Origin of the sequence: Streptomyces sp. TRM64462 (genome assembly GCF_013362995.1) — a bacterium.
Classification (GTDB): Bacteria; Actinomycetota; Actinomycetes; order Streptomycetales; family Streptomycetaceae; genus Streptomyces.
Window position 1 is genome coordinate 1 of the sequence record NZ_JABWDV010000457.1, and the last position, 16,579, is coordinate 16,579.

Consider the following 16,579-nt stretch of genomic DNA (forward strand, 5'->3'; position numbering starts at 1 on the left):
TCGAGTCGATCGAGCGCTACGGCATCGAGAACCTCTCCGTCGGCAAGCGGATCACCTACGACGTGAAGGCGAACTGGAAGCTCATCATCGAGAACTTCATGGAGTGCTACCACTGCGCCACGATTCACCCCGAACTCACCGAGGTGCTCCCTGAGTTCGCGGACGGATACGCCGCCCAGTACTACGTGGGTCACGGCGCGGAGTTCGGTGAGGACGTCCAGGGCTTCACCGTCGACGGCTCCGAGGGCCTGGACCGCATCCCGGGCGTCGCCGAGGACCAGGACCGCCGCTACTACGCCATCACCGTACGGCCGCAGGTGTTCATCAATCTGGTCCCCGACCACGTGATCTTCCACCGGATGTACCCGGTGTCCGTGGACCGCACGATCGTCGAGTGCGACTGGCTCTACCTCCCGCACGTCGTCGAGAGCGGCAGGGACGTCAGCCGTTCCGTGGAACTCTTCCACCGGGTGAATCAGCAGGACTTCGACGCCTGCGAGCGCACGCAGCCCGGAATGAGCTCGCGCATGTACGCCAAGGGTGGCGTGCTGGTGCCCAGTGAGCACCACATCGGTGCCTTCCACGACTGGGTGAACGAGCGCCTCGGCACCCCTGAGGGGCGATTCAGCCCAGGTAGCCCATCCGGTGGCTGATCTCCTCGGCGCCCTTGAGCAGCACGGGGGAGAGCGCGTGCAGACGCTCCTCGGTGAACCGGTACGCGGGCCCGGAGGCGCTGAGCGCCGCGATGACCTCGCCGTCCCGGTTGCGGACCGGCGCGGCCATGGCGTGCAGGCCGATCTCGAGCTCCTCCAGGGTGAAGGAGTAGCCACGCTCCCGCGCCTCGGCGAGGTTCTTCTCGAGCTTCGTCCTCGCGGTGATGGTATGCGGGGTGACCTTCTTCATGCCGGCGGCGGACAGCAGCGCGGCGCGCTCCTTCGCGGGCATATGGGCCAGCAGGATCTTGCCGCTCGAAGTGGCGTGCAGCGGCGTCAGCTGACCGACCCAGTTGTGCGCGGTGACCGCGCCCGGGCCGCGTACCTGATACAGGTTGATCGCGTAGTGCTCCTGCATGACGGCGATGTTGACCGTCTCGCCGATCTCCTCGGCGAGGCGCTCGCAGACGGGGCGGCCCTGCTGGGTGATGTCGATACGGCCGGTGACCGCGCCGGCCAGGCGGACGATGCCGAAGCCGAGCCGGTACTTGCCACGCTCGCCGGCCTGCTCCACCAGCCCCCGCGCCTCCAGCGCGCCGAGCAGCCGGAACGCGGTGGACTTGTGGACGTCGATCTCGCCCGCCACCTCGCTGACGCCCGCCTCACCACGCTGGGCGAGGATCTCCAGGACGCTGATGGCGCGGTCGACCGACTGCACGCCGCCGGCCTGCGAATTCGACGTTTCCGTGTCAGGGCTATAGTTGCTCACAGTAAAACTATACGCGTAGTAAACAACGCCCCTGCAAGTAACAGCATGGAAACCAAGAGGGCGAGGGTTGCGTTATTCGCAACCTGTGGCGTATAGCGCGACAAGACCTGGATCGAGCAAGCCCTTCGCGAAATGCCCGGTGGGCGGTGCGCACGGACGCGCACCGCCCGCCGGGCATTCCCGTTTTCCGGGCCGTTTCCCGTGCGTTCTCCGCCGTCGACGACCTCTTGACACCCATCTGCGAGGCAGGCACATTGAGTTGCGCAACCTGAAGCATGTTGCGCAGAAAGCAACTCAACCGGAGGTGCGGCGATGGCGGGACCGCGTGTGGTCATCATCGGAGCGGGGGTCGTCGGCGCGGCGCTCGCGGACGAGATCTCGGCGCGGGGCTGGACCGAGGTGACCGTGGTCGACCAAGGGCCGCTCCCGGCCACCGGGGGCTCGACCTCGCACGCCCCCGGCCTGGTCTTCCAGACGAACTCCTCGAAGACCATGGCGGAGCTGGCCCGCTACACCGTCGAGAAGTTCTGTTCCCTCGACGTCGACAGCAAGCCCTGTTTCCTCCAGGTCGGCGGACTGGAGGTGGCGACCACGCCGGAACGCCTCGCCGAACTGCACCGCCGGCACGGCTGGAACACCGCCTGGGGCATCGAGTCGCGGATCCTGACCGCCGACGAGTGCGTCGAGAAGCACCCGCTGGTCGACCGTGACAAGGTCCTCGGCGGCCTCCTCGTCCCGACCGACGGCCTCGCCAAGGCGGTCCTCGCCGTAGAGGCGCAGATCCGCCGGGCCACCGAGCGCGGCGTACGCTTCCTCGCCCGTCACGAGGTCCTCGACGTCCTGCGGGCCGACGGCGAGGTGACGGGCGTCCGCACCGACCAGGGCGACCTGGAGGCCGACATCGTCGTGTGCTGCGCCGGCATCTGGGGCCCGAAGGTCGCCCGCATGGTCGGCATGAACCTGCCGCTGACCCCGCTGGCCCACCAGCTCGCCTGGACCGGCCCGATACCGGCCCTCGCCGGCCAGACGGAGGAGGCGGTCCGCCCGATCCTGCGCCACCAGGACGCCGACCTCTACTACCGCGACCGCTTCGACGGCCTGGGCATCGGCTCCTACGGCCACCGCCCGATGCCGGTCTCCGCCGACGACATCCTCTCCGTGGACGAGGCCGACCAGATGCCGTCGATCCTGAAGTTCACCGAGGAGGACTTCGAGGACGCCTGGACCGAGACCCGGTCCCTGCTCCCCGCGACGCGCGAGGCGAAGATCGAGGAGGGCATCAACGGGCTGTTCTCCTTCACCACCGACAACTTCCCGCTGCTCGGCGAGTCCCCGGACGTCAAGGGCTTCTGGGTCGCGGAGGCCGTCTGGGTCACCCACTCCGCGGGCGTCGGCCGGGCCATGGCCGAGTGGCTGGTAGACGGCCACTGCTCGTCCTTCGACCTGCACGAGTGCGACGTCAACCGCTTCGAGCCGCACCAGCTGTCCCCGGAGTACGTCCTGGCCCGCGACTGCCAGAACTTCGTCGAGGTCTACGACATCCTCCACCCGCTGCAGCCGTCCGGCGACCCGCGCCCGATCCGCACCAGCCCCTTCCACACCCGCCAGCAGGAGCACGGCGCCTTCTTCCTGGAGGCGAGCGGCTGGGAGCGCCCGCAGTGGTACGAGGCCAACGCCCGCCTCGTCGAAGGCCGCACCATCACCACCCCCAACGACTGGGCCGCGCAGTTCTGGTCGCCCATCGTCGGCGCCGAGGCACAGGCCACCCGCGAGACCGTCGCGATGTACGACATGACGGCCCTCAAGCGCCTTGAGGTGAGCGGGCCAGGCTCCGCCGAGTTCCTGGAGCGCCTGTGCACCGGCAAGGTCGCCAAGTCGGTCGGCTCGGTGACCTACACCCTGCTCCTCGACCACGACGGCGGCATCCGCAGCGACGTCACCGTCGCCCGCCTCGCCCGCGACCTCTTCCAGGTCGGCGCCAACGGCAACCTCGACCTCGACTGGTTCAGCCGCCACCTCCCGGCCGACGGCACGGTCCAGGTCCGCGACATCACCCCGGGCACCTGCTGCATCGGCCTGTGGGGCCCGCTCGCCCGCGAGGTCCTGCAACCCCTGACGGACGAGGACTTCTCCAACGACGGCCTGAAGTACTTCCGCGCCAAGCGCGCCCACATCGGCAGCGTTCCGGTGACGGCGATGCGCCTGTCGTACGTCGGCGAACTCGGCTGGGAGCTGTACACCACCGCCGACCAGGGCCTGAAACTGTGGGACACCCTGTGGCAGGCGGCGAAGCCCCTGGGCGGCGTCATCGCCGGCCGCGGCGCCTTCAACAGCCTCCGCCTGGAGAAGGGCTACCGCTCCTTCGGCACCGACATGACCTACGAGCACGACCCCTACGAGGCCGGCGTCGGCTTCGCCGTCAAGCTCGACAAGGACGACTTCATCGGCAAGGCGGCGCTGGAGCGCCGCAAGGAGAACGTACGGCGCAGGCTGGCCTGCCTCACCATCGACGATCCGCACGCTGTCGTCATGGGCAAGGAGCCGGTGTACGACAGTGACCGCGCGGTCGGCTACGTCACCAGCGCCGCCTACGGCTACACCATAGGCAAGGGCATCGCCTATGCCTGGCTCCCGACGGAACTCACCACCCCGGGCACGACCGTGCACATCGGCTACTTCGACCAGCGCGTCGAGGCGGTCGTCGCCGAGGAGCCCCTGTTCGACGCGACCATGTCCCGCCTCCGTGGCTGACCTGGGGAAGAGGAGCCACCAGTGACCGCACAACTCCTTGACGGCAAGGCGACCGCCGCCGACATCCGTCGCGAACTCACCGAGCGAGTAGCCAAGTTGACCGCGACCACCGGCCGCCCGCCCGGGCTCGGCACCGTTCTGGTCGGTGACGATCCCGGCAGCCACGCCTACGTCGCCGGAAAGCACCGCGACTGCGCCCAGGTGGGCATCGCCTCCCTTCGCCGGGACCTGCCCGCCGACGCGTCGCAGCAGCAGGTCGAGGAGACGATCGACGAGCTCAACGCCGACCCGGCCTGCACCGGCTACATCGTCCAGCTCCCGTTGCCGCGCCACCTGGACGCCAACGCCGTACTGGAACGCATGGACCCGGCCAAGGACGCCGACGGCCTGCACCCCGTCAACCTCGGCCGGCTCGTCCTCGGAGTCGAGGCCCCGCTGCCCTGCACCCCGCGCGGCATCGTCGAACTGCTCCGCCGCTACGAGGTGCCCATCGCGGGCGCGCGGGTGTGCGTGATCGGACGCGGCATCACGGTCGGCCGTCCCATCGGCCTCCTGCTGACCCGTCGGTCCGAGAACGCCACCGTGACCCTCTGCCACACCGGCACCAAGGGCCTGGCCTGGCACGTGCGCGAGGCGGACATCGTCATCGCCGCCGCCGGCTCGCCCGGACTGGTCACCAAGGACATGCTGCGCCCCGGCGCGGCGGTCCTGGACGTCGGCATCACCCGCACCGACCAGGGCCTGGTCGGCGACATCCACCCGGACGCCGCCCAGGTGGCCGGCTGGATCGCGCCCATGCCCGGCGGCGTGGGCCCCATGACCCGGGCGATGCTGCTCGCCAATGTCGTCGAGGCCGCCGAGAGGAACGCCACCGCCGTATGAACGCGCTGAACACCGCCATGGCTGGAGACACCCGATGAGCCCCCGCATCCCCGGCGCCGACCTGCCCGACCACCCCGACTTCCTGTGGCGTACGCCCGACCCCAAGCGGTCGTACGACGTAGTGATCGTCGGCGGCGGCGGACACGGCCTCGCCACCGCGCACTACCTCGCCAGGAACCACGGCATCACCAATGTCGCGGTGCTGGAGAAGGGCTGGCTCGCGGGCGGCAACATGGCCCGCAACACCACGATCATCCGCTCCAACTACCTGTGGGACGAGAGCGCCGGCATCTACGAGCACGCCCTCAAGCTCTGGGAGGGACTGGCGGAGGAGCTGGACTACCCGATCCTGTTCTCCCAGCGTGGCGTGCTCAACCTGGCCCACAGTCTCCAGGACGTCCGCGACAGCGTGCGCCGTGTGGAGGCGAACCGCCTCAACGGCGTGGACGCGGAGTGGCTCGACGCGGACGGCGTCAAGGAAGTCTGCCCGATCGTCAACATCTCGCAGGACGTGCGCTACCCGGTCCTGGGTGCCACGTACCAGCCGCGCGCGGGCATCGCCAAGCACGACTACGTGGCCTGGGGACTGGCCCGCTCGGCTGACGCCGCGGGTATCGACATCATCCAGAACTGCGAAGTCACCGGTCTCGACGTGGTCGGCAACCGCGTGGTCGGCGTCCAGACCAGCCTCGGCCCCATCGCGGCCGGCAAGGTCGCGCTGTGCTCGGCCGGCCATACCTCGGTCCTCGCCGCCATGGCCGGCGTCGAACTCCCCCTCCAGAGCCACCCGTTGCAGGCCCTGGTCTCGGAGCTCCTGGAGCCGGTGCACCCGACGGTCGTGATGTCCAACGCGGTCCACGTGTACGTCAGCCAGGCACACAAGGGCGAGTTGGTGATGGGCGCGGGCATCGACGCGTACAACGCGTACACACAGCGCGGCGCCTTCCACATCATCGAAGAGCAGATGGCGGCGGCCCTGGAGCTCTTCCCGGTCTTCGCCCGCGCGCATGTGCTCCGCACCTGGGGCGGCATCGTCGACGTCAGCCCCGACGCCTCACCGATCATCGGGCTCAGTCCCGTCGACAACCTCTACCTGAACTGCGGCTGGGGAACGGGCGGCTTCAAGGCCACCCCCGGCGTCGGCTGGGTCTACGCCCACACCATCGCCCACGACACCCCGCACGCCCTCAACGCCCCCTTCTCGCTCGACCGTTTCACCACCGGCGCGCTCGTCGACGAGCACGGCGCGGCCGCGGTGGCCCACTAGGGAGCCGAACCGATGCTGCTCATTCCCTGCCCGTGGTGCGGGCCCCGCGACGAGGCCGAGTTCCACTACGGCGGCCAGGCCCACGTGCCCTACCCGGAGGACCCGGCGTCCCTCTCCGACGAGGAGTGGGCCCGCTACCTCTTCTTCCGCGACAACCCGAAGGGCCCCTTCGCCGAGCGCTGGAGCCACGCCGCGGGCTGCCGCCGCTGGTTCAACGCGGTACGGGACACGTCGACGAACGAGATTCTGACGGTGTACAGGGCGGGGGAGGAACGCCCGGCGACGGTTGAACCGAGGCAGGCTGTCTCAGCGGGGTCTGGGGCGGCAGCCCCAGAAGGGGCGCGGGCCATGCCGACATGCGGCTCCGCCGCGTGGGCGCGACCAGCCCCCACCCGCCCGCAGCCGAACGACAACCCTCGTGGGGTCGAAGGGGCGGAGCCCCTTCAGCCGTTCCGCCACCCCACCCGCGGCCGAATCGACCGCGACACCCCTCTCACCTTCACCTTCGACGGCACCGAATACCGAGGCTTCCGCGGCGACACCCTCGCCTCCGCCCTCCTCGCCAACGGCGTCATCCAGGTCGGCACCAGCATCAAGCTCGGCCGCCCCCGGGGCATCTTCTCCGCCGGCGTCGAAGAGCCCAACGCGGTCATCCAGATCGAGGAGCCCTTCCCGGAGCCGATGCTCCCCGCCACGACCGTCGAGCTCTACGACGGCCTCGTCGCGACCAGTCTCCCCGGCCAGGGCCGCCTCGCCACCGATCCGGACCCCGCCCGCTACGACGCCGTACACGCCCACTGCGACCTGCTGATCGTGGGCGCCGGCCCGGCCGGCCTCGCGGCCGCGGCAGCGGCAGCGAACAGCGGCGCCCGTGTCATCGTCGCCGACGACCAGCCGGAGCCCGGCGGCAGCCTCCTCGGCACGGCCGAACACCTCGACTGGGTGCGGGAGGTGACGGAGCAGCTCGACGCCGCCCCCGAGGTCCGCGTCCTGCCCCGCACCACCGTCTTCGGCTACTACGACGACAACCACCTGCTCGCCGTCGAGCGCCGCACCAACCACCTCGGCGCCGGCGCCCCCGAGAACGTCTCCCGCGAACGCGTCTGGCGCATCCGCGCCCGACGGGTCGTCCTCGCCACCGGCGCCCACGAGCGCTCGCTGGCCTTCGCGGACAACGACCGCCCCGGAGTGATGCTGGCCTCCTCGGCCCGCACCCACGTCAACCGCCACGGCGCCCTGCCCGGCCGCCACGCGGTCGTCTTCACGACCAACGACAGCGCCTACGCGGCGGCGCTGGACCTCGCCACCGCAGGCCTGGCCATCACGGCGATCGTCGACACCCGCCCCGAACCGGGGGAGTGGGCCGAGCGCGCGAGGGCGGCCGGCATCGAGGTGCTGGCCGGCCACGCTGTCACCGGCACGGAGGGCGAGGCCCGCCTCACCGCCGTGATCGTCGCGCCGTACGGAGAGTCCGCGGGGCGGCGGGAGTTCGCCGCCGACCTGCTGCTGGTCTCCGGTGGCTGGAATCCGGTGGCGCACCTGTTCAGCCAGTCGGGCGGCAAGCTGCGCTACGACGACACGCTGGGCTCCTTCGTCCCCGACGCCACCCGGCAGGCGGTCGAGGTCGTCGGCGGCGCGAGCGGTGTCCTCGACCCGGCCACCGTCCTGGCCCAGGGTGCCGCCGCGGGTGCCCGCGCCGTCGAGGCCGAGGGCTACCCGCCCGAGGCACCCCGTCTCCCGGACGTGCCCGCGCAGCCACGGCAGACGCCGCCGATGCACGTGTACGTCGTCCCGGGCGACGCGGAAGGCCCCCGTTTCGTCGACCTCCAGCGCGATGTCACCGTCGACGACCTGGCCCGCGCGACCGGCGCCGGCCTGCGCTCGGTCGAGCACACCAAGCGCTACACCACGGCCGGCACCGCCAACGACCAGGGCAAGACCTCCGGCGTCCTGGCGAGCGGCGTCGTCGCCGAACTGCTCGGCGTGGACATCTCGGCGCTCGGCACGACCACGTTCCGCCCGCCGTACACGCCGGTCTCCTTCGCCGCCCTCGCGGGCCGCGACCGGGGTGCGCTGAGCGACCCGGTCCGTACGACCGCCCTCCACGAGTGGCATGTCGCGCACGGCGCCCTGTTCGAGAACGTCGGCCAGTGGAAGCGCCCCTGGTACTACCCGCAGGACGGCGAGGACATGGAAGCCGCCGTGCTGCGTGAGTGCCGGGCGACCCGCGAGAGCGTGGGCTTCATGGACGCCTCCACCCTCGGCAAGATCGACGTACAGGGCCCGGACGCCGGTGTCTTCCTGGACCGGCTCTACACCAACATGATGAGCACCCTGAAGGTCGGCATGATCCGCTACGGCGTCATGTGCCGCCCGGACGGCATGGTCTTCGACGACGGCACGGTCATCCGCGTCGCCCCTGACCGCTTCCTGGTCACCACGACGACGGGCAACGCCGCCGCCGTACTCGACTGGATGGAGGAGTGGCTCCAGACCGAGTGGCCCGAACTGAAGGTCCACTGCACCTCCGTGACCGAGCAGTGGGCCACGGTGGCCCTGGTCGGTCCGAAGTCCCGCGAGGTCCTCGCCGCGCTCGCACCCGAACTCGCCGTGACCAACGACGACTTCCCCTTCATGGCCTGGCGGGAGACGAACGTCGCGGGCATCGAGGCCCGGGTCTGCCGGATCAGCTTCTCCGGCGAACTCGCCTTCGAGATCAATGTGTCACCGTGGCGGGCACTCGCCCTGTGGGAGGCCGTGTACGAGGCCGGCGCCCCCTACGGCATCACCCCGTACGGCACGGAGACCATGCACGTCCTGCGCGCCGAGAAGGGCTACCCGATCATCGGCCAGGACACCGACGGCACCGTCACCCCCCAGGACCTCGGCATGAGCTGGGTGGTGTCGAAGAAGAAGCCGGACTTCGTCGGCAAGCGGTCCTTCGCCCGCGCCGACACGTCCCGCCCCGACCGCAAGCACCTGGTCGGCCTGCTCCCCGAGGACCCGGGCACCCTCCTCCCGGAGGGCACCCACCTGGTCGCCGACGGTGTGCTGCCGGCCCCGCCCGTCCCCATGCTCGGCCATGTCACGTCCAGCTACCGCAGCGCCGCACTCGGCCGGACGTTCGCGCTCGCCCTGATCAAGGGCGGCCGGGACCGCATCGGCGAGCGGCTGTACGCCCCCGTGGGCGACCAACTGGTCCCGGTGACTGTTGCCGGCCCCGTCCTCTACGACCCCGAGGGAGCCCGCCGCGATGGCTAAGACCGCCCTTACCGCCCCGCTCCGCAGCCCGCTGTCGCGGGTCGCGGACCACCTGGCCGCCGCGACCCGTACGTCCCGGGGCGCGGTCCGGCTGGCCGAGCTTCCCTTCCTGGCCCAGCTCACCGTGCGCATGGATGCCAAGGGAGCGGCGGCGGAAGCCGTCGGGCTCGCCCTGGACCTGCAACTGCCGCTCCAGCCGAACACCGTGGTCCGCGCGGGGGAGTTGACCGCGCTGTGGCTCGGCCCGGACGAGTGGCTGCTGGTGGGGCCGCCGGGCAGCGAGCGGGAACTGGAGAGCAGGATCCGTCAGGCCGCGGGCGACGAGTTCGTCTCCGTGCTCGACGTCTCCGCGCAGCGCACCACGCTCCTGGTCACGGGCCCGCGCGCGCGTGACCTGCTGGCGCACGGCTGCTCGCTGGACCTGCACCCGCGGGTCTTCGGTGCCGGACGCTGCGCCCAGACGACGCTGGGCCGCACACAGGTCGTCCTGGTCGCCCGGGACGATCCGAGGGCCGGGTTCTGGGTCCTGGTGCGCTCGACGTTCGCCGGCTATCTGGCGGACTGGCTGCTCGACGCGGCGACGGAATACGTCTGACGGAGCACGCCCGAGTGACACGGGCGGGTTCGCCCGTCCCTGTGGGAGCTCCGCCGAGGGGCTCCCACAGGGCTTCGCGCAGTACCTCATCGTCGTCATCGTCGTACGTTCGAAGGCTGGACTCCTGTGACCGTCACGGCTCACGCCACCACCTCTCCCCACCCGGGCACGCCCGGTATCCACCCGCACGGGCTGCCGCGGCCCGGCCGGACGCTGGTCATGGGCGTCGTGAACGTCACCCCGGACTCGTTCTCCGACGGCGGGCTCTCGTTCACCGCGGACGCGGCCGTCGCGCACGGACTCGCGCTGCTCGCACAGGGTGCGGACATCGTGGACGTGGGCGGCGAGTCGACCCGTCCCGGCGCCGCACGCCCGACGGCCGATGAGGAGCTGCGGCGCGTGCTGCCGGTCGTCCGGGAACTCGCCGCGGCAGGCGCGGTCGTGAGCGTCGACACCATGCGGGCCGAGGTCGCCGCCCGCGCCCTGGACGCAGGCGCGCGGCTGGTCAACGACGTCTCAGGGGGGCTCGCCGACCCGGCGATGCTGCCGCTGATGGCCCGGGCCGACCTGCCGTACGTGCTGATGCACTGGCGAGGGCACTCCGCCGGCATGCAGGCGAACGCCCGCTACGCCGACGTCGTCACCGATGTGGTCGACGAACTGCGGCTGAGGATCGACGCCGCGCTGGCGGCGGGGATACGGCCCGGCCGCCTGGTCGTCGACCCCGGGCTCGGCTTCGCCAAGACGCCCGACCACAACTGGCAGCTGCTGGGCCGCCTCGGGGACGTCATGGCCCTGGGACATCCCGTCCTCGTGGGAGCGTCACGCAAGTCGTTCCTGGGCAGCCTGCTGGCGGACCGGACTACAGGAGAACCCCGCCCCGCACGGCTGCGCGATGCCGCGACGACGGCTGTGTCCGTGCTGGCCGCCGCACAGGGTGTCTGGTGCCTGCGTGTGCACGACGTCGTCTCCACGGCTGACGCGGTACGCGTGACGGCGCGTTGGGGAGCCGAGGTGCCGGCGCCCGTGGGGTCGCCGCCGGGCTGAGCGCGTCCATGGAGCCTCAGCCCAGACAGCCCATCCGGCGACTGATCTCCTCCGCGCCGCTGATCAGCACGGGTGCGACGGCGCGGATGCGTTCCTCGGTGAAGCGGTAGGTGGGGCCGGAGGCGCTGAGCGCGGCGATGACCTCGCCCTCGCGGGACCGGATCGGCGCCGCGACGGCGTGCAGTCCGATCTCGAGTTCCTCCAGCGCCACCGCGTACCCGCGCTCCCGCGACTCGGCGAGGTCCTTCTCCAGCTTCGTCCTGGCCGTCAGGGTGTGCGGCGTCAGCTTCTGCACCCCCGACTCCGCGAGCACGCGGGCGCGCCCCTTCTCCGTCAGATGGGCCAGCAGGATCTTGCCGCTCGAAGTGGCGTACAAGGGAGTGAGCTGACCGACCCAGTTGTGGGTGCCGACGGCGCCAGGGCCGCGTACCTGATACAGGTTGACGGCGTAGTGCTCCTGAAGGACGGCGATGTTGACGGTTTCGCCGATCTCCTCGCTGAGCCGCTCGCACACGGGCCGGCCCTGCTGGGTGACGTCGAGGCGGCCGGTGACCGCGCCGGCCAGGCGTACGATCCCGAAGCCCAGCCGGTACTTGCCCCGCTCGGTCGTCTGCTCGACCAGGCCGCGCGCCTCCAGCGCCCCGAGCAGACGGAAGGCGGTCGACTTGTGGACGTCGATCTCGGCGGCCACCTCGCTGACGCCCGCCTCGCCGCGCTGGGCGAGGATCTCCAGGACGCTGACGGCGCGGTCGACGGACTGCACACCGCTCACCGCCGGGCCCGCTGTTTCGCTGTCTGCGGCGTAGTTGCTCATAGCGCAACTATACGCAAATCATCGATGCGCGGGGAGGGCTGTCTGCTCGTCAGCGGAAGACCACGGTGCAGCGTCCGTTCACCAGCACGCGGCTCTCGCTGTGCCACTCCACGGCGCGGGCGAGTACCCGAGCCTCGACGTCGCGGCCGATGGTGACCAGCTCGTCGGGGCCGCGTGAGTGGTCCACGCGGACGACGTCCTGCTCGATGATCGGGCCCTCGTCGAGGTCGGGCGTGACGTAGTGCGCCGTCGCCCCGACGAGCTTCACGCCGCGCTGGTGCGCCTGGACGTACGGCCGGGCGCCCTTGAAGCTCGGCAGGAACGAGTGGTGGATGTTGATGGCCTTGCCGTCGAGCTGCTTGCACAGGTCGTCGGAGAGGATCTGCATATAGCGGGCCAGTACCACCAGATCGACGTCCAGCTCGCGCACCAGCTCCAGCAGCCGCGCCTCGGCCTCGGCCTTGGTGTCCTTGGTCACCGGGATGTGGTGGAAGGGGATGCCGTAGCTCTGCGCCAGCGGCTCGAAGTCGCGGTGGTTGGAGACGATCGCCGGGATCTCGATGTTGAGCGCGCCCGTGGACTTGCGGAACAGCAGGTCGTTCAGGCAGTGGCCGAACTTCGACACCATGATCAGCGTGCGCGTCGGCGTCGACGCGTCGTGCAGCTGCCAGGTGATGCCGTACGTCTGGCCGACCGGACCGAAGCCGGTGCGCAGGTCCTCCAGGGAGATGCCGGGGTCCGAGACGTCGAAGTGCACCCGCATGAAGAAGCGGTCCTGCAGCCGGTCGTCGAACTGCCGGCTCTCCAGGATGTTGCCGGAGTGGCTCACGAGAAAGGCGGCCACTGCGTGGACGAGGCCGGCCTGGTCGGGGCAGGACAGGGTGAGGACGAACTCACGGCCGGGCCGCGGTCGAGGAGACATGCCTTCCTCCGTCGGTCGGTGGTGCGAACTACGCAACACGGTGAGCTATGCGCAACATAATCGAATGGGCGTGGCCGCGTGGTCAAGGGGTGACCCGGCGGAACTGGCCCAGGTGCTCCGAGATCTCCTCGTCGACCGCCCACGCCGCGGCGGAGACGGCTCGGACAACCCCTTGACAGTGGGTGTCCGTAGGGAGACAGTTTGGTCGGTCGTTGCTTATGACGATGAAGGTTGCGTAGTTCGCAACCTCGGCCTCGGTCCCCGGTCTCACCCGGGCCGGGGTGACGTTCTCTCCCTCCCGGCCGATCGCTCCGGGGAGCGATCGACGTCCTCTCGCCATCCAGAACATCAGGCCGAAGATCCCGGAGATCGCATTCGGCCGTCCCCCGACGAGGAGATCGACCGTGACACACGAGGTACGCGCCGTCGTCGCCCGCCAGAAGGGCGCACCGGTCTCGGTGGAGACCGTCCTGGTGCCGGACCCCGGCCCCGGTGAGGCGCTGGTGCGGGTGCAGGCCTGCGGTGTCTGCCACACCGACCTGCACTATCGGGAGGGCGGAATCAACGACGAGTTCCCCTTCCTGCTCGGCCACGAGGCGGCCGGTGTCGTCGAGTCGGTCGGCGAAGGCGTCACCGACGTCGCGCCCGGCGACTTCGTCGTCCTCAACTGGCGTGCTGTCTGCGGTACGTGCCGGGCCTGTAGCAAGGGCAAGCCGTGGTACTGCTTCGCCACCCACAACGCCACCCAGCCGATGACCCTGGCCGACGGCACCCCGCTCTCCCCAGCACTCGGCATCGGCGCCTTCGCCGAGATGACACTGGTCGCCGCAGGCCAGTGCACCAAGGTCGCCCCGGCCGCCTCGCCCGCCGCGGCCGGCCTGCTCGGCTGCGGGGTGATGGCCGGGTTCGGTGCCGCGGTCAACACCGGCGGCGTGGGCCGCGGCGACTCGATCGCGGTGATCGGCTGCGGCGGCGTCGGCATGGCCGCGATCGCGGGCGCCAAGGTGGCCGGTGCCGGCCGGATCATCGCCGTCGACGTCGACGAGCGGAAGCTGAAGTGGGCCGAGCAGTTCGGTGCCACCGACACCGTCGACTCCTCCCGGACCGACGCGGTCGCGGCGATCCGCGAGCTGACCGGCGGTTTCGGCGCCGACGTCGTCGTGGACGCGGTCGGCCGCCCCGAGACCTTCAAGCAGGCCTTCTACGCCCGCGACCTGGCCGGCACCGCCGTCCTGGTCGGCGTCCCCACTCCCGAGCTGACCCTCGACCTGCCCCTGCTGGACGTCTTCGGCCGCGGCGGGGCAGTGAAGTCCTCCTGGTACGGCGACTGCCTGCCCTCCCGGGACTTCCCCGCCCTGATCGATCTCTACCTCCAGGGCCGCTTCGACCTGGGCGACTTCGTCACCGAGACGATCAGCCTGGACGACGTGGAAGCCGCGTTCGCCACGATGCACCAGGGCGACGCGCTGCGTTCGGTCGTGGTCCTGTGACCGCGCGCGTCGAGCGCCCCGTCACCTCCGGCACCCTCGAACTGGACGCCGAGGAGGTCCTCGTGATCGACGCCGCGCACGACACCGACGTGCGGCCCTGAGATGTCGCGCATCCGGCGCCGAAGGGGCCCGGGTGCCGGCGGCACCACACCGTTATCGGCAAGATTCCGAGGAGATGGACACATGGCCACTTCGTACGACGTGATCGTCGTCGGCCTCGGCGGGATGGGCAGCGCGGCCGCCTGTCACCTCGCCGCCCGCGGTCAGCGCGTGCTCGGCATCGAGCGCTTCGGGCCGGCCCACAACCAAGGCTCCAGCCACGGCGGTTCCCGTATCTACCGGCAGGCGTACTTCGAGCACCCGGCGTACGTACCCCTGCTGCTGCGTGCCCGCGAACTGTGGGAGAAGCTGGCCGTCGACTCCGGGCGCGAGGTCTTCACCGAGACCGGTGGTCTCATGATCGGGCGCCAGGACAGCGAGGCCTTCGCAGGCACCCTGCGCAGCGCCCAGGAGTGGGGCCTGGACCACGAAGTCCTGGGCGCCGCCGACATCCGGCGCCGCTTCCCCACCTTCAACCCGGCGGCCGAGGACGTCGCCTTCCACGAGCGCAAGGCGGGCATCGCCCGGCCCGAGGCGACCGTCGCCGCCCACCTCGACCTGGCCCGGGCCCACGGCGCCGACCTGCACTTCGCGGAAATGGTCCTCGGCTGGGAGGCCGAAGGACCGGGCGGCAAGGCGTGGGTCGTGACCGACCGTGCCGCCTATACCGCCGACCGGCTTGTCATCGCCCCCGGGGCGTGGGCGCCGAAGCTCCTGACCGACCTGGGCGTGCGTGTGGCGGTGGAACGGCAGGTCATGTACTGGTTCCAGCCCGAAGGCGGTACCCGCCCGTTCAGCGCCGAACGGCACCCCGTCTACATCTGGGAGGACCCCGACGGCACCCAGATCTACGGCTTCCCCGCCCTCGACGGCCCCGACGGTGGCGCCAAGGTCGCCTTCTTCCGCAAGGGCGGCCCCTGCGACCCCGACACCCTCGACCGCCGCATCCACCCGGACGAGATCGCGGCCATGGCCGAGTACCTGCGCCCGCGCATCCCCACCCTGCCCGGCCGCTACCTCAAAGGCGCGGCCTGCATGTACGCCAACACCCCGGACGAGCACTTCGTCGTCGCCCGGCATCCCGAGTGTCCGCAGGTAACGGTGGCCTGCGGCTTCTCCGGCCATGGGTTCAAGTTCGTCCCCGTCATCGGCGAGATCCTCGCCGACCTCGCAATCGAAGGCACCACCGCCCACCCCATCGCCCTGTTCGACCCCCGCCGCGTGCGCGTCTGACATCATCCGAAGGTGACACGATGACCATCACGAACCTGCCGCCCAGCCTGATCCCCACGCTGTCCGGCGAGTACTACACCGACCCCGAGGTCTTCGCCCAGGAGCAGAAGCGGGTCTTCGAGGCCATGTGGTTCTGCGTGGCCCGCGCCGCCGAACTGGACAAGCCCGGTGCCTTCCGCACCTACCAGGTGGGCCGCGAGAGCGTGCTGATCTCCCGTTCGCGGGACGGCTCGATCAAGGCGTTCCTCAACATCTGCCGGCACCGCGGCGCCAAGCTGTGCACCGAGGAGTCCGGCGAGGTCAAGCGTGCCTTCCAGTGCCCCTACCACGCCTGGACCTACGGCCTGGACGGCAAGCTGGTCGCCGCGCCCAACCTCACCTCGATGCCGGACATCGACCGGACCGAGTACGGCCTGATCAACGTCCATGTGCGGGAGTGGCTCGGCTATGTGTGGGTGTGCCTCGCCGACAGCCCGCCGTCCTTCGAGGCGGACGTGCAGGGCGCGGTCGTCGAGCGGCTCGGCGACCTCGAGTCGATCGAGCGCTACGGCATCGAGAACCTCTCCGTCGGCAAGCGGATCACCTACGACGTGAAGGCGAACTGGAAGCTCATCATCGAGAACTTCATGGAGTGCTACCACTGCGCCACGATTCACCCCGAACTCACCGAGGTGCTCCCTGAGTTCGCGGACGGATACGCCGCCCAGTACTACGTGGGTCACGGCGCGGAGTTCGGTGAGGACGTCCAGGGCTTCACCGTCGACGGCTCCGAGGGCCTGGACCGCATCCCGGGCGT

13 protein-coding genes are annotated in these 16,579 nt (G+C 70.6%); 10 read left to right on the forward strand and 3 right to left on the reverse strand.

The window, feature by feature from the left end:
• A partial coding sequence (locus HTZ82_RS29865) for an RHO alpha subunit C-terminal catalytic domain-containing protein (RefSeq protein ID WP_254712210.1) occupies positions 1 to 653 on the forward strand: 653 nt, incomplete at its 5' end.
• On the opposite strand, the gene HTZ82_RS29870 is transcribed toward HTZ82_RS29865, so the two are convergent.
• Positions 625 to 1,371: an IclR family transcriptional regulator gene (locus tag HTZ82_RS29870; RefSeq protein WP_175412532.1), complete on the reverse strand. Its 747-nt coding sequence runs from the start codon at positions 1,369 to 1,371 to the stop codon at positions 625 to 627. The two genes, HTZ82_RS29865 and HTZ82_RS29870, sit on opposite strands and share 29 nt — an antisense overlap.
• A gap of 363 nt (positions 1,372 to 1,734) precedes the next feature.
• On the opposite strand from HTZ82_RS29870, the gene HTZ82_RS29875 reads away from it, so the two are divergent.
• From HTZ82_RS29875 to folP, 6 genes are all read left to right on the forward strand, one after another.
• The gene (locus HTZ82_RS29875; protein WP_175412522.1) at positions 1,735 to 4,173 is read left to right on the forward strand and encodes an FAD-dependent oxidoreductase; all 2,439 of its coding nucleotides are present in this window, start codon (positions 1,735 to 1,737) and stop codon (positions 4,171 to 4,173) included.
• A gap of 21 nt (positions 4,174 to 4,194) precedes the next feature.
• Positions 4,195 to 5,055 carry a bifunctional methylenetetrahydrofolate dehydrogenase/methenyltetrahydrofolate cyclohydrolase gene (locus tag HTZ82_RS29880; protein WP_175412523.1) on the forward strand — a complete coding sequence of 287 codons (861 nt, stop codon included), beginning with the start codon at positions 4,195 to 4,197 and terminating at the stop codon, positions 5,053 to 5,055.
• 34 nt (positions 5,056 to 5,089) lie between these two features.
• The gene (locus HTZ82_RS29885; RefSeq protein WP_175412524.1) at positions 5,090 to 6,322 is read left to right on the forward strand and encodes a sarcosine oxidase subunit beta family protein; all 1,233 of its coding nucleotides are present in this window, start codon (positions 5,090 to 5,092) and stop codon (positions 6,320 to 6,322) included.
• Positions 6,323 to 6,334: 12 nt separating this feature from the next.
• Positions 6,335 to 9,583, forward strand: a complete 3,249-nt coding sequence (locus HTZ82_RS29890) for a sarcosine oxidase subunit alpha family protein (protein WP_175412525.1) — start codon at positions 6,335 to 6,337, stop codon at positions 9,581 to 9,583.
• On the forward strand, positions 9,576 to 10,178 hold the full coding sequence (locus HTZ82_RS29895) for a sarcosine oxidase subunit gamma (protein ID WP_175412526.1): 603 nt from the start codon (positions 9,576 to 9,578) through the stop codon (positions 10,176 to 10,178). The genes HTZ82_RS29890 and HTZ82_RS29895 overlap by 8 nt, the downstream gene beginning before the upstream one ends.
• Before the next feature lie 126 nt (positions 10,179 to 10,304).
• Positions 10,305 to 11,225 (forward strand): dihydropteroate synthase, encoded by a 921-nt coding sequence (gene folP, locus HTZ82_RS29900; RefSeq protein ID WP_309235776.1) that lies wholly within the window; start codon positions 10,305 to 10,307, stop codon positions 11,223 to 11,225.
• Between the two features lie 16 nt (positions 11,226 to 11,241).
• Here the strand turns inward: folP and HTZ82_RS29905 are convergent, their stop codons facing one another.
• Together HTZ82_RS29905 and purU are read right to left on the reverse strand one after the other, a co-directional pair.
• A complete protein-coding gene (locus tag HTZ82_RS29905; RefSeq protein ID WP_175412527.1) occupies positions 11,242 to 12,039 on the reverse strand; it encodes an IclR family transcriptional regulator in 798 nt (265 codons plus the stop codon).
• 49 nt (positions 12,040 to 12,088) lie between these two features.
• Positions 12,089 to 12,961 carry a formyltetrahydrofolate deformylase gene (gene purU, locus HTZ82_RS29910; RefSeq protein ID WP_175412528.1) on the reverse strand — a complete coding sequence of 291 codons (873 nt, stop codon included), beginning with the start codon at positions 12,959 to 12,961 and terminating at the stop codon, positions 12,089 to 12,091.
• Between the two features lie 404 nt (positions 12,962 to 13,365).
• On the opposite strand from purU, the gene HTZ82_RS29915 reads away from it, so the two are divergent.
• The 3 genes from HTZ82_RS29915 to HTZ82_RS29925 all read left to right on the forward strand — a co-directional run.
• A complete protein-coding gene (locus HTZ82_RS29915; RefSeq protein ID WP_175412529.1) occupies positions 13,366 to 14,451 on the forward strand; it encodes an S-(hydroxymethyl)mycothiol dehydrogenase in 1,086 nt (361 codons plus the stop codon).
• Positions 14,452 to 14,634: 183 nt separating this feature from the next.
• Positions 14,635 to 15,783 carry an N-methyl-L-tryptophan oxidase gene (gene solA / locus HTZ82_RS29920; RefSeq protein ID WP_175412530.1) on the forward strand — a complete coding sequence of 383 codons (1,149 nt, stop codon included), beginning with the start codon at positions 14,635 to 14,637 and terminating at the stop codon, positions 15,781 to 15,783.
• Between the two features lie 20 nt (positions 15,784 to 15,803).
• Positions 15,804 to 16,579: aromatic ring-hydroxylating dioxygenase subunit alpha (locus tag HTZ82_RS29925; RefSeq protein ID WP_175412531.1), on the forward strand; the 776-nt coding region annotated here is incomplete at its 3' end.

Excerpts from the sequence above, each read along its gene's own strand:
- purU (WP_175412528.1), bottom strand. The coding sequence starts at position 12,961 with ATGTCTCCTCGACCGCGGCCCGGCCGTGAGTTCGTCCTCACCCTGTCC.
- HTZ82_RS29890 (WP_175412525.1), top strand. The coding sequence starts at position 6,335 with ATGCTGCTCATTCCCTGCCCGTGGTGCGGGCCCCGCGACGAGGCCGAG.
- HTZ82_RS29895 (WP_175412526.1), top strand. The coding sequence starts at position 9,576 with ATGGCTAAGACCGCCCTTACCGCCCCGCTCCGCAGCCCGCTGTCGCGG.
- solA (WP_175412530.1), top strand. The coding sequence starts at position 14,635 with ATGGCCACTTCGTACGACGTGATCGTCGTCGGCCTCGGCGGGATGGGC.
- HTZ82_RS29905 (WP_175412527.1), bottom strand. The coding sequence starts at position 12,039 with ATGAGCAACTACGCCGCAGACAGCGAAACAGCGGGCCCGGCGGTGAGC.
- HTZ82_RS29875 (WP_175412522.1), top strand. The coding sequence starts at position 1,735 with ATGGCGGGACCGCGTGTGGTCATCATCGGAGCGGGGGTCGTCGGCGCG.
- HTZ82_RS29885 (WP_175412524.1), top strand. The coding sequence starts at position 5,090 with ATGAGCCCCCGCATCCCCGGCGCCGACCTGCCCGACCACCCCGACTTC.